This window comes from Cupriavidus sp. KK10 (assembly GCF_018223725.1).
In the GTDB taxonomy this organism is placed as follows: Bacteria; Pseudomonadota; Gammaproteobacteria; order Burkholderiales; family Burkholderiaceae; genus Cupriavidus; species Cupriavidus necator.
In genome coordinates this window covers 4,129,320-4,141,776 of record NZ_CP073677.1, presented here as the reverse complement: position 1 = coordinate 4,141,776, position 12,457 = coordinate 4,129,320, and the positions used below count along the sequence as shown (strand labels likewise).

The following is a 12,457-nucleotide window of genomic DNA, read 5'->3' as shown; positions in this document are numbered from 1 at the left end:
TTGCCGATGCGCCTACGCCCCTTCGGCGTAGGCGCGCAGCCCCGCAGCCAGCGCGGCAAACGTCACCGCGCATCGCGCGCTCTCGCGCAGGTCCTCGTGCATCGCCACCCAGGTATCCATGGTCATCGAGAACTGGTTGGGCAGAACCCTGACCAGCCGCGGGTCCCGCGCCGCCAGCGCTGACTGGCACACGCCGATGCCAAATCCCGCGCGTATCGCGCCCAGCTGGGCCAGGTCGCTATCGGCACGGAAAGCCAGGGCGTCGCGCGAGAAGGCCTTGAACCTGGCCTGCAAGCGGCGGATAAAGGCGTTCTCCTGATCGAAGCCGATCGCCGCAAAACGGGACAGATCCGCCAGCGACTTCGGCACGCCATGGGATGCCAGATAACTTTCGTGGGCATGCAGACCCAGTTCGATCCCGCCGACGCGCGTGGCCACCAGCGCTGCCTGCTCGGGCCGGAACATCCGGACCGCGATATCCGCGTCGCGGCGCAGCAGGTCGTCGGCCTGGTTCGACAGCACCAGTTCGATTTCCAGTTCCGGATGCTCGTTGTGCAGCGCCGCCAGTATCGGCGGCAACACTTCGACGCCGATGACTTCGCTTGCCGACAGGCGCACCGTGCCACGCACGCCCGCGCCGTGGCCGCTGGCGACCCGCCGCATCGCCGCGGCCATCGCGGCAATGCCGGCGGCATAGGGCTTCAGCTCATGCGCCGCGTCGGTCGGCGCGAATCCGTCGAATGAGCGGGTGAACAGCTTCAGCCCGAGGGCGGCTTCGAGACTGTCTATATGCCGGCCGACGGTCGGCTGCGTCAGGCCCATTGCCCGCCCGGCTGCGGACAGCGAGCCGGTTTCCAGCACATGAAGGAAGGCCCGGTACCACTCCCAGTCTGGTTCGCGCTTGGGCATGGCTATGCATTTATTTATAGCCGATTATAGGCAATTTCCTTTTAGCCCACGAGCTTGCAGACTGAAGCCGCTTTCAGCACTGGTGCCAACTCAAAAGGAGATTCGTCATGTCCAAAGTCGCTCTTTTCGGCGCAGCCGGCGCGATCGGGCAAAGCGTGGCCGCCGCGCTGCGCAGCAAGGGCCGGCCCTATCGCGTGGTCGGCCGCAGCGCGGGCAGCCTGCGCACAGCCTTCGGGACGGACCCGCTCGCCGAGGTCGTCACCTGGAATCCCGATTCGCCCGAGTCGGTGCAAGCCGCCGCCAGCGGCATCGAGACGCTGATCTACATGGTCGGCGTCAACTACTGGCAGTTCCAGCTGCACCCCGAGCTGATGCGCAAGACCCTGGATGGCGCCGTGGCCGCTGGCGTCAAGTACTTCATCCTGATCGGCACCGTCTATCCCTACGGCCGGGTCCAGACCGGCAACCCGGTCCGCGAAGACCATCCGCCCGAGCCGCACACGTTCAAAGGCCGCATGCGCAAGGCCCAGGAGGATCTGCTGATGCAGGCCGATGCCAGCGGGCGGATCCGCGCCACGGTGCTGCGGCTGCCTGACTTCTATGGCCCGGGCGTGCAAGCCAGCCTGCTGCACCGCGCCGCGCAGGCGGCCGTGAATGGTGGCACGGCTGACATGATCGGGCCGCTCGACCAGCCGCACGAATTCGTCTATGTGCCCGACGTGGGGCCAGTGGTGGCGCGGCTGATCGACACGCCGGCGGCCTTCGGCAAGATCTGGCACCTGGCGGGCGCCGGTGTCACGACGCAGCGCGAGCTGGTCTCGGAAATGGAACGGCAGACCGGGCGCACGCTGAAGCTGCGCGTCGCCGGCAAGACGATGCTGCGCCTGCTGGGCCTGTTCAACCCGTTCATGCGCGAGCTGGTCGAGATGCATTACCTGATGACGGACCCGCTGGTCATGGACGACTCCGCGCTGCAGCGGCTGGTCGGGCCAATTCGCAAGACACCATATGTCGAGGGTATCCGCCAGACACTGGCCGCGGTACGGGAGACCCAGCCCACGGCAATCGCTGCCGCCTGACAGGCCATCATGAGCTACCCCCTGCCAGGGGCGCCGTATTCCGCATACGTCAACGCTCGCGATCATGGCTCGCTCCGCTGCGCCATTGTTTCTATAGTCGTATGGGGCGCCAGGCCGAGCCTTCGTGGCATCGGTTGAAGCACGGGCCGCGCCGCCGAAAGACCCACGGCGTGCCGCCATGATCGGCGAGCCGTATTCATCCACGAACAGGAGTCCAGGTCATGAGCAACAAGCCTACGGTTGTGTTGGTGCACGGGTTCTGGGGCGGCGCCGCGCATTGGCGCAACGTCATCATTGAGCTGGCACGCAAGGGCTATACGTCCCTGCGCGCCGTGGAGCTCCCGTTGACCTCGCTGGCTGACGATGCCGAGCGTACCCGCAAGATGATTGCCCAGCAGGCAGGCCCTGTCCTGCTGGTGGGGCATTCATACGGCGGCGCCGTGATTACCCAGGTGGGTGACCAGCCGAATGTGATCGGGCTTGTCTATATCGCCGCCTTTGCTCCCGACGCGGGAGAGAGCCCCGGCGCAATCACGCAGCAGCATCTTCCTGCCGCAGCGCCGAACCTGGTGCCCGACAGCGATGGCTACCTGTGGCTCAACCCCGACAAGTTCCACGAGAGCTTCTGCCGGGATCTGTCGCCCGACGAAGCCCTGGTGATGGCGGTGACGCAGAAGGCGCCGCTTGCCAGCACCTTTGGCGATACCATCACTGCGCCGGCGTGGAAGAAAAAGCCGTCCTGGTACCAGGTCTCCAGCGAAGACCGGATGATCGCCCCGGAGAACCAGCAGAAGATGGCGGCCCGGCTCAATGCCAGGAAAGTCGTGACTCTGGCGGCAAGCCATGCTTCGCTGGCGTCCAAGGCAGCAGAAGTCGCGGCCTTGATCGACGAGGCTGCAAGCGAGGCCATCAAGGCGTAGCCACTGCCGACTCTACTTGTCCACGTATGGGGCGGTGTTGATCAACAGGATTTTCTCGTACTCACTGATCTGCGCGACCCGGTGCAAAGTCGTTGAGCGAATCGTAGCCAACACTCGTGTAGAGATGGGGGCTGATGGCCAGCACCCCGACGTGGGCAAGCCCGATCGTAGAGACGTCCGTCAGTGCGTGCGCGCCATCGCCTCGGAATGCGAGGTGCGAATGTCCGTGGCGTTGAAATTTGCTCAACGATTTCTCTTCACCGCAGTCATGGCTTCGGCAAGCGCTTGGGAAAATATCGCGGCCGACTTCGTTCGGCTACAGCCAGGCCCCGGCCCATCCTCTGGTGCAAGAATTTTCGTCTGGAGGCAAGCACAAGCCCTTCATGCACCGGCACCCGCCTCGTCCTTCCAATCACCACCCAACGCCAACAATAGCGCAATGCGCTGGTTAAGATGGTTGGCCTGCACGTTGATAAGATCCATCTCGGCGGCCACGAGTGCCTGCCGCTGCTTCAGCACGCTCCGCGTATCCGAGGCGCCGATACCCGCGCGCGCCTCCTCTCGCAGCACCAGTCCACGGCTTTCATCCACCCGCTCCCGCAGTTGCCTGGTGCGCTCGTCATAACCGGATTCGGCCTGCAGTCCCGCCTCCACCTCGCTCAGTGCCTGCAGCGCGGTGTTGCCATAGGCGATCAGGGCGGCTTTCTCTTCGGCGCTGTAGTAGTCCGCCCTGGCCTTGAGCTCTCCACCCGTGAAGATCGGTGCGAAGAACGAACCACTGAGTCCCTTGATCGGGCTGCCGGCCTGGTTGAGCAGGAACACGTCGCTCCGGATGCCGGTGATGGCTGCGCTGATGGAAATGCCCGGCAGGCGCGCTGCCTCCGCCGACTGCCGCATATCGAAGGCCGCCGCAACACGGTGCGCCGACGCCGTCAGGTCGGGCCGACGCTCGACCAGGTTCGCCGGCAAGCCCGCAGCCGGGGCCGGGGGCATGGCCGGCAGTTCCGGCCCGGTCGCGATTTCTCCGGCGGGATAGCGGCCCAGCAGCAGTTCCAGCGCTTGCGCGGCCTGGCTTCTGGCCAGTTCGGCTTTCCCGATTGCGTCGCGTTGCGCGCGGAGCGCATTCCGCGCTTCCAGCAGCTCGGTCTCCGGTGCTATCCCGATCTCGACGCGCTGGCCGGTGATCCGCACCAGTTCATCCTGAATGGCGGCGATCTGCCGCAGTCGATCCTCCAGCGTCGCGTTCTGGATCAGCGTGAACCATGCCCTGGCAGTGGTCGCCGCGACCACGCGCTGGGCCCAGAGATAATCGTCCCTCGTGGCCGCATATTGCGATTCCGCAGCGCGCGACTGGGCGCGGATGCGTCCCCAGAGGTCGATCTCCCAGCTCGCGCCGATCGATAGGATCTGCGTTTCCGAATTGCCCGCCCTGCCCTTCACGCCTGCGCTCGGGAGCATACCGCTGCGCTGGATGGCGACCAGCGCCTGCGCCTGATGCACGCGCACCGCGGCCAGCCGGAGATCGCCGTTGTACGCAATGGCCTCCCGCACCAGCCGCTGCAGCTCGGCATCGTCGAAGGTCGCGAGCCAGCCATTTGCGGCGGCGCCGGCCGTTGCCGCGTTCGCCCACGTGGCCTGTCCTTCGAGCGCCGGCACGGCCTGGCGTCGAAGGGCCGCGCCCTCGGGCGGTGTCTGCAGGGCGCAGCCGCAAAGCATGGCGACCGGAAGCGCCAGCAGCAAGGTCTTCTTCAGTTGAAACGACGACACGGACTTCCCTCTTCCAAATCTCTGGCAAATCGAATCGAGTGAGCCTAGTGAAGCTTGAACACCAGGTAGTTCAGCTTGGAACTGACGCGCAGGAAGACCATGCGGATAATGTGAAACATCTCCATATGCTCCGTATAGATTGCGCCCGCTCCGACTGCCCCAACCGGAAGCATCAGCCCGCTAGATTGGTCGCGCAGATCGAGCTTGACCGCGAACCGGTTCGGCACCACCTCGGTGGCCCCGGTGTTCGGGATCATGCCGCCCTGCGCAATCTGGCCTTGCGATTGTGCCCAGACGATCGAATTGACTTTCGCCTTGATGATCTCGCCCGGATTCGTCGGCAGATAGATCTCGGCGCGATCGCCCTCCTTGACGTTGTAAAGCTCGTTCTGGTTGTAGAAGGCAACAACCTCCTGCGAATCCTCGACAAAACTGAACGCCGGCGAGAACGGGAACGGCACGAGCATGGTGCCCACGCGCACCTGCAGGTTCACGACCTTGCCATCGGAGGGCGCCCGGTAGAAGGTCTGCTCAAGCTCCCATCGGGCGTTCTCGAGCATGACTTCGGTTTCCGCCCGCTTCGCGCGTGCCGTTGCAATGGCGGCAAACTCCCCCTGGCTTCTGGCCGACAGCTTCTGCCGGGCCTCATCCTCGGTGGCCTGCGCGCTGACCAGCTCGCCTTCCAGTTCACGCTGGCGGGTCAGTGCATCTTCCCGGTCGAACTTTGACCCGGCCCCCGCCGCAAGCAGCGCGTCATGCTCCTTGGCCCGCTGGCGGGCGAGCGACAGCCTGGCCTGCACAGTGCTGACCCGTCCAGCCGCGCCGCGCACCGATTCGCTGAGCTGGCGCGCCGATGCCTCGGCTTCAGCCAGCGCGGCATCGTCGGCCATCAGCCTGCCTTCGAGCTGCCTGACCGAGGCCTGATAGGGAGTCGGATCGATCCGCAGCAGGACATCGCCCTTCTTGTAGCGCCGGTTGCCTTCGGCCGGCAGTTCGACGATGCGGCCGCGGACCTGTGGCACCACCTGCAGGACCTTGCCCACCACCCGCACGTCATGGGAAGACGGGGCCACCACGTTGAGCGTAAGGACCAGCATCGTCATCGCAACCACGGGAATCGTAAACACGATGACCATCGACGTCGTGTTCCAAGGCAGCCATCTGAACTTGAAGAAAATCAGCCAGACGGCGAGCGCGTAGACACCAAGCAGCAGCGCATCCATTCAGATCTGCTCCTTTCCGGCGTGCTTGCCGCTGGCGATGTCCATCGCCGTGGATGCCCGCAAGGTGACGATGTTCCTCGGCCCGTAAGAGACTCCATGCCCAGCTACCTGCGTCGACGGCACCTTGTCATGGCCTGGCGCGTCATCGTCTTCCGGTGCCTTGTCGGTGCCGTACGCGGCCCGGTAGAACACGGGTTTCGTGTGCGCCCAGAGCCAGGCCAGTGGCCACAGCAAGCCCCCAAAGAAGAGCGACAGCAGGCATAGCGAATGGATGGCCTCCTTTTGCGGATGGCGCTTGCGATGTGCGATCTTCTCGGGCCAGATATGCAGCATCCAGAACAGGTAGACCCCTGCCACCGGCACGAAGAACAGAACCACCCAGGAGATGGCATTGGCCGCGGTCTCCAGGGCCTTGCCACTGAGTACGGATGCGAAAGCAGGTTCGCTCGATGCCAGCAGGCCGATGCCCGCCAGTAGATAGGGGCGCAGTTTCATCGAATTTTTTTGAGATGGAGCGTTGGCGCTCGGTTGCACAATGCACGGGCCGGTCAAGAGCCGGTTGCCTCGTTGCGCGGGCCGCCCCGGTAGGCGTCATCGCGCGCGTGTCCCGCGTGCCGGTGGGATGGTGATTCGTCCTCGCCTTCGTCCGCTGACGCAGCGTCGGCGTACAGAAGGTTGTACTTGCTGCTGGCGGGCTCGCCGGCAGCGCGGCAGACCGCGGGCTTCGAGGCAAGTCCGGCTTGCGCGCACGCATCGGGCTGATCTCGCAGACCCTTTGACTCCAGTCCGCGCGGGAGCTGCGCATACGCTTGCCCGGCGCCCGCGATCAGCAGCGCAATGCCAAAGGCCCGGACGGCCGGGCGGCAGTTGTTGATCATGTCTGCAGGTTCCTTCGATTGGATTCGGATGCCGACGACGTGCACCGGCGCAGCCGGTCACGTCTCGATGAGGCCCACACCTTATGGCAGCGGGCCGGTCGCGGCTATCAAAGAACTTCGAAAGTCCGGGTGCGCGGCATGGATCCGCTTTCGGTACGGCGGCGCTTTTCGAATTCCTTTGATAGCCCCCACGGCGTGACCGACCTACCCTGTTCCCCGTCGTACATCGCTCGGGTGTAGTCCAGGCTCGCCCGACCCGCAGAGCCCAATGAATGCTGTTTCCCCTATCGTTGCGGGCCTCGTCGCCGTCGCAGCCGCCAGCGCCCTGTCCGGGTGCGCAATCCCAACCGCCGAGACCTTGAGCCCGTTCCAGGAGCCGTGGCCATGGACGAAGCTCGTCGCCGTCAATCGGACCGATCACGATGTGCTGGCGGTGCGCGCCGGCCATTGCGAGACCGGGCCCTCGTTGCGGCAATCGCAATCCGCGCCTTCGTTCTGCTTCCTCGGCAAGAAGCCCGAGCGGCCCATTGCAATCACCTGGAACGATGCCGGCGCCGGTGCGCAACACGCCTCCACGGTGCCGCTTCCGCCCCTGTGGCCAGAAGATCCCCGCCCCGAGGACTTGACAGGCGGCTACCTGTGCGTGCTGTTGCGCAATGATGCGCGAGTGAGCCTGACCGTCACCGCCAGCGCGCAAGCCTGCGCTGTTCTGTAGCGGATCGCGATTGCAGGATTGCAGGGCTCCACAGGCTGGCGCACTGAGCCACCGTGGACCGGCCATTTCAGCACGGTCCACCTGACAACAGCGCTTACTGCACCGAGTAGCCGCGGCCCGTCATGCAGGCCCGCCAGGCTTGCCAGTACGACGTCATGGCCCAGTCATTGCTGGCTTGCACCTGTGCACTGGCGGCAACGGCCTGGCGGCGTTGCTGGCGATGCGCCACGCCACCCGCGATGGTTCCGACTGCCGCGCCCGCCGCGGCGCCCTTGCCTGCGTCGCCGCCGATCGCGCCCGCCACGGCGCCAGCAGCAGCCCCGCCCGCCGCGCCGCGTATACGCTCACCACCGGGCACGATGACCGGAACCGGCGTGCTTGCCACCCGGTACGGATTGATGCCGGTCTGCTGTCTGGCCCAGCCGTAGCAGGCGCCATCGTCATTGGTCTGCTGATACGCCGATTGCCCTCGCGCCGGATAGGCGTAGGGCTTCTGCAGCATGGTCTGAGCCCGCGCCGTTGCGGCCGTGCCGGGTACCGCGCCCGACATCAGAACGAATGCCGTACACGCGGCAAGCGCAAAGTCTGGACGATTGCTCATAAGCTCTCCTGATGAGGTGCCAGGTCCGGGGCACCCACGGGCGTCGGTCCGTCATGCCCCGGTGATACCGGCGCACGCCCAGGCGTGACGGCATCCGGCGGTGGCAGCCGACGCTGCGCCGCTTGTCCCTGGCCAAGGAAGAAATGCCCGCCGGGGAGGCGGGCAAACTGCGAGGTCTTGCCTGGGGAAATACCCAAGACGGGTGCCTGCAAGACGGTCAGTACCCGTCCCCTCAATGCTGACTGCGCAGGGGTGCGTTCGCAATCACAGGAATTAGAAAGAGGCGGGCCGGCGTGCCGGCAATGCTGCTAGCCAGCGCACAGGCACTGGCACAACTGCCTGAGGCTTTGTGCGATATACGCGGACTGAAGCTCGATCTCGTCGTCCCAGCCGTCCGCATCCGCGGCGTAGTCGCGCAGGTCTTCGCACAGCTCGGCCAGTTCTGACGGCCCGACGACCGCCAGGCCGCCCGCGATACGGTGCAGCAGTTGCGCCAGCCCAGTCATGTCCCGTCCGGCCCGAATCGCGTCGTACTTGTCGAGATCCGCTCCGGTCTGGGCGAGGAATGCTTCGACATATCCGGCAGGAATCCGTGGCAACTCGGGGAGAGCATCGTCACCGGGCGATGCGGCTGTCTGCTCCACGTCCTCATGGCCGACGCCATCGTCACCGCGTGCAAGAACCGACGCCAGCGCGGCGAGAGACATCGGCTTGGTCAGATAGCCAGTGAATCCCCTCGCCCGCCCTTCGGCGACATCCTCGGGCCGTGCGCTTGCGCTCACGGCATAGACGGGGATGTCGATGCCGGCGTGCCTCATTTCCCGAAGCAGGTCGAAGCCGTTCATGACGGGCATGTCGATATCGGTCAGGACCGCGTTCATGCGATTCCCCCTCAGTGCCGCCATGGCCTCGATGCCATTGCCCGCGACGATGACTCTCGCGCCCAGCGCGCGAAGCTGGTCGCGCAGCAGATTCCGGTTCAGCAAGTTGTCTTCCGCGATCAGCACGGCGTGGCCCACAAGCGGCGATGTGGGGCGCCCGACAAGGCCTTCCTCGCTCCGCTTCGGTGGCTGTGCTCCGGTGATGACCGCCAGCGCTGCTGCATGGATGCCTGCGAGGCTATAGCTGGAAACCTCGCGGCCGCCATCCGGCCGTGTCGTCGCAACCAGCGGCCCCAACTGCTTCAGCCAGACGACCGAGGCCGGCTTCGGCCACCAGGCCATGACGTGCCCAGGATCAAATGCCTCGGTCACCAGCAGGCAGTCATAGCTGTCTGCATCCACGGGCTCATCCAGGTTTGAGCGCGCCGACGGCTGGCACGCGCCCCAGTCGAAGTGGTTCAACAATCCCTCGATGCACTCGGGTTCGCGGGACAGCACCAGCGTCCGGTTCGGCGGCAAGCCTGGGCGCACCGGGGGCGGCACCGCGTCGGACACGCCCAGCGGCAGACGAACCGTGACGCGCGTTCCCACGCCCAGGGTGCTGTCCAGCATGATGCGGCCACCCATCCGTTCCACCAGCCGCATGCAGATCGACAGGCCCAGCCCGGTTCCCCGCGCCTGGGCGATCCGATTGTCGGCGACCTGGGAGAACGGCTGGAAGAGCCGGTCCTGGTACTCATCCGGTATGCCGATGCCGGTATCGGCGATGACGATCTCCAGATTCCATTCCAGCCATTGCGCGCGCAGGACGATCTTGCCCGCCTGGGTGAACTTGAACGCGTTGCCAAGCAGGTTGTTGACGATCTGGGTCAGGCGCACGGGATCGAGATCGAGCTGCGAGGGAATGCGGCTGCTGTACACCGCCAGGAAGCTCAGTCCGCGCTGCGCGGCAAGCGGGGCATGGGCGATCGCGATGCGGCCGAGAAGCTCCGTGACGGATACGGGCTGTACCTCGATGCTCAATGCGCCCACGTCGATCTTCGAGAAATCGAGCACGTCGTTGACGATCTGCAGCAGTCCCTCCGCCGACACCTGCATCGCGCCCACCCTCATCCGCTGCTCCGGCCCCAGAGGCCCCATTGCGACGAGTTCCATGTTACCCAGCAGCGAGGCAAGCGGCGTGCGAATCTCGTGGCTCATCGACGCGAAGAAGGCCACCCTGGCCCTGGCGGCCGCTTCGGTCGCGAGCCGGGCTTCATGCAGGAGCCGCTGTGCACGTGCCGCTTCCGCATAAGTGCCGGTCAGGAAGCGATAGTTCCAGTAGCGGTACATCGCGAACAGCAATGCAATCAGCACGGCTGTGATTGCGCCGATGACAATCAGTTCCTCCGTCATCCCCCGAATCTGATGCCCGATCGGGAGCGCGAAGATCAGGTGCCCGAAATCTGCCACGAGTGGCGGGCGGCGCACTGCCCAGCCATAGTCCGGGACCCAGTGGAATAATCCGTCCGGCCGCGCTTCCAGCCTGGCATTCAGGTGTTGCGCGTTGGCCCGTGCGCCGGCCGCGACCAGCGGAGTGCCAAGGCTGTCGAACACGATCGGTTCGGGGATCGACAGGTTGGGCCCGGCAGGCCGCAGTAGCTCGTGCAGCGGGATGCGTGTCAGCACGACCGCGTAAAGCGTGTCTCCCTTCGCGACCAGCGATGCGCCAACCATCTCCGGATCGGTGCCTGCCGCACTGGCCGGGACGCCCAGCCATTCGACGCGTTTTTCCCTCGCGGCCTGCAGAACATCGATATCGCGGCTCCGGAAGCGATCGAGGATCGTCCTGGTGATGAGTGCCGGCGGCATCGGCGGCGGTATCGACCGCGCCGCCGATCCCGATGCATCGGGCGATCCATAACGATACGTCGCACCGCTGGCGATCGAGATCATTTCGATCGACGGCCTCTGGCTGGCGGCAATCAGCGTGCCGACCGACTGGTCGCAGCTCTGCTGCAGCACGTCGTCGGCCGGCGCGGACGGAAAAACCTGCGTGCAGAGGCCGCCCTGACTGCCCGGTGAGAGCGCAAGCGTGCCATTGGCACGCAGTTCCAGGATCAGGTTGCTCGCGGCCAGTGTACTCCGGCGTTCGAGGACGGCATCGACGACACCCTGCTCATACAGGCGGGCCACCTGCTCCTGGGCGCGCAGCGAGCCATTTAGCTGAACGAACACGCCCGTGGAGGCGATTGCCACGGCAAGCAGCCCCAGCAACACAATCACCAGCGAGAAGACCCGGCGTTCCCGCTGCAGATTCCGCTCAACCGCGCGGAGGTCGGGCGACGGCTCGAACGTGCCCTGCATCAGGTCAGACCGTTGTCGCGCGCGTACGCGACGAGGTCCGCGTTGCTGGTGATGTTCAGCTTGCGCATGGCCGAGCGCTTCTGTGTCGCCACGGTTGCCAGCGTGCGGTGGAGGTATCCGGCGATTGCGGTGACGGTGCTTCCCGCGGCGAACATCCGCACGACTTCGATCTCCTTCGGAGACAGCGCGCTGGCGCTTGCGCCTGCCAGCGCGCCGGCGCTCGACATCCTGGCCGATATCCCCGGCGACAAACGCAGGCCCTGGCCGCCGATCGCATCAATGCAGATCTGCCGCAGGATGCCTGGGTCCTCGTTCTTGCCCACGATGCCGGCGATACCGGTCTCCTGGATGCGCGTGAGCAGACCGCCGTTGGTCAGCATCGTAAAGACGACGATCGGCGTGTCGGGGCTGGACTGCTTGAGTCGCCGGATCAGGCGAAGTCCGTCATCGCTCTCTTCGGAACGTCCCATTGTGAAATCCGTAACAATGAGATCGGGCCGGTGCGCCTCCAGCGCAGCGAAAAGCTCCCTGCCGGAAGCGCACATCGCAGAAACCTGGACATTCGGGATCTCGCTCAGGGTGGTCTTGACGGCGAGTTGAATCACCGGGTGATCGTCCGCGATCACGGCGGAGATGGTACGTGGTGGCATGCGCGTTAATTCTCCACACCCCGGATCGGCTCCGGGAGGGTATCTGCTACTACAGCCTGCAATGGATGGTCCGGCCTTGAGGCGAGAAATGCCTTCGCTCGCTCAGCGGCACAATGAATGAATCGGGGTGGCGCGACCAGCCGGGGGACCAGCCTGCATAGGGCTCGCGATTGTATCAATTGGCCCACACATCCATTTGACGAATCGGGTCAGTTGCTTGACTGATCGTCCCACGGGCCGCACAGGCCGCAAACCACTGACGGTGCCGACGGCGTCTTGGGTGACGCCCCGGTCCAGGTAAGCCTTGCCGCCGCGGCCTGCAGGATTGATGGGCAGCGGGGACCTCGTAACTACTGCGGACATAGCTCCATTGACGAGCCGCTGCGCTGGCCAATTGGCCAGCGAACGCCTTACTATCAACATCACCCTGCATTTACCGTTGACCGCAAGCCGTGTAGCGGTTCGCCAGCAATTACGAGATAGCCATG

Annotated in this window: 11 protein-coding genes; 3 read left to right on the top strand and 8 right to left on the bottom strand. The window is 65.2% G+C overall.

Annotated elements, in window-relative coordinates; genetic code table 11:
- Positions 1–12 precede the first annotated feature (12 nt).
- Positions 13–909 carry a LysR family transcriptional regulator gene (locus KB879_RS19315; RefSeq protein WP_211979602.1) on the bottom strand — a complete coding sequence of 299 codons (897 nt, stop codon included), beginning with the start codon at positions 907–909 and terminating at the stop codon, positions 13–15.
- Between the two features lie 107 nt (positions 910–1,016).
- Here KB879_RS19315 and KB879_RS19310 point away from each other — a divergent pair, with 107 nt between their 5' ends.
- Together KB879_RS19310 and KB879_RS19305 are read left to right on the top strand one after the other, a co-directional pair.
- Positions 1,017–1,988: an NAD-dependent epimerase/dehydratase family protein gene (locus tag KB879_RS19310; protein WP_211979601.1), complete on the top strand. Its 972-nt coding sequence runs from the start codon at positions 1,017–1,019 to the stop codon at positions 1,986–1,988.
- Between the two features lie 221 nt (positions 1,989–2,209).
- Positions 2,210–2,908, top strand: coding sequence for an alpha/beta hydrolase (locus KB879_RS19305; RefSeq protein ID WP_153955751.1), 699 nt, complete (start codon positions 2,210–2,212; stop codon positions 2,906–2,908).
- Positions 2,909–3,289: 381 nt separating this feature from the next.
- Here KB879_RS19305 and KB879_RS19300 read toward each other — a convergent pair whose 3' ends face one another.
- Genes KB879_RS19300 through KB879_RS19285 form a run of 4 tightly spaced genes read right to left on the bottom strand, consistent with a single transcriptional unit; the run spans position 3,290 to position 6,776 of the window.
- Positions 3,290–4,675: an efflux transporter outer membrane subunit gene (locus KB879_RS19300; RefSeq protein ID WP_013952008.1), complete on the bottom strand. Its 1,386-nt coding sequence runs from the start codon at positions 4,673–4,675 to the stop codon at positions 3,290–3,292.
- A gap of 44 nt (positions 4,676–4,719) precedes the next feature.
- Complete coding sequence (locus KB879_RS19295; RefSeq protein WP_211979600.1) at positions 4,720–5,898, bottom strand: HlyD family secretion protein; 1,179 nt, start codon at positions 5,896–5,898, stop codon at positions 4,720–4,722.
- Complete coding sequence (locus KB879_RS19290; protein WP_013952006.1) at positions 5,899–6,393, bottom strand: DUF3302 domain-containing protein; 495 nt, start codon at positions 6,391–6,393, stop codon at positions 5,899–5,901.
- A 53-nt stretch (positions 6,394–6,446) separates the two neighbouring features.
- Positions 6,447–6,776, bottom strand: a complete 330-nt coding sequence (locus KB879_RS19285; RefSeq protein ID WP_041228524.1) for a hypothetical protein — start codon at positions 6,774–6,776, stop codon at positions 6,447–6,449.
- 268 nt (positions 6,777–7,044) lie between these two features.
- On the opposite strand from KB879_RS19285, the gene KB879_RS19280 reads away from it, so the two are divergent.
- The gene (locus tag KB879_RS19280; RefSeq protein WP_211979599.1) at positions 7,045–7,491 is read left to right on the top strand and encodes a hypothetical protein; all 447 of its coding nucleotides are present in this window, start codon (positions 7,045–7,047) and stop codon (positions 7,489–7,491) included.
- A gap of 94 nt (positions 7,492–7,585) precedes the next feature.
- On the opposite strand, the gene KB879_RS19275 is transcribed toward KB879_RS19280, so the two are convergent.
- From KB879_RS19275 to KB879_RS19265, 3 genes are all read right to left on the bottom strand, one after another.
- A complete protein-coding gene (locus KB879_RS19275) occupies positions 7,586–8,092 on the bottom strand; it encodes a glycine zipper family protein (RefSeq protein WP_211979598.1) in 507 nt (168 codons plus the stop codon).
- A 308-nt stretch (positions 8,093–8,400) separates the two neighbouring features.
- A complete protein-coding gene (locus KB879_RS19270; RefSeq protein ID WP_249221152.1) occupies positions 8,401–11,319 on the bottom strand; it encodes a hybrid sensor histidine kinase/response regulator in 2,919 nt (972 codons plus the stop codon).
- Positions 11,319–11,969: a response regulator transcription factor gene (locus KB879_RS19265; protein ID WP_211979597.1), complete on the bottom strand. Its 651-nt coding sequence runs from the start codon at positions 11,967–11,969 to the stop codon at positions 11,319–11,321. The genes KB879_RS19270 and KB879_RS19265 overlap by 1 nt, the downstream gene beginning before the upstream one ends.
- Between the last annotated feature and the right edge of the window lie 488 nt (positions 11,970–12,457).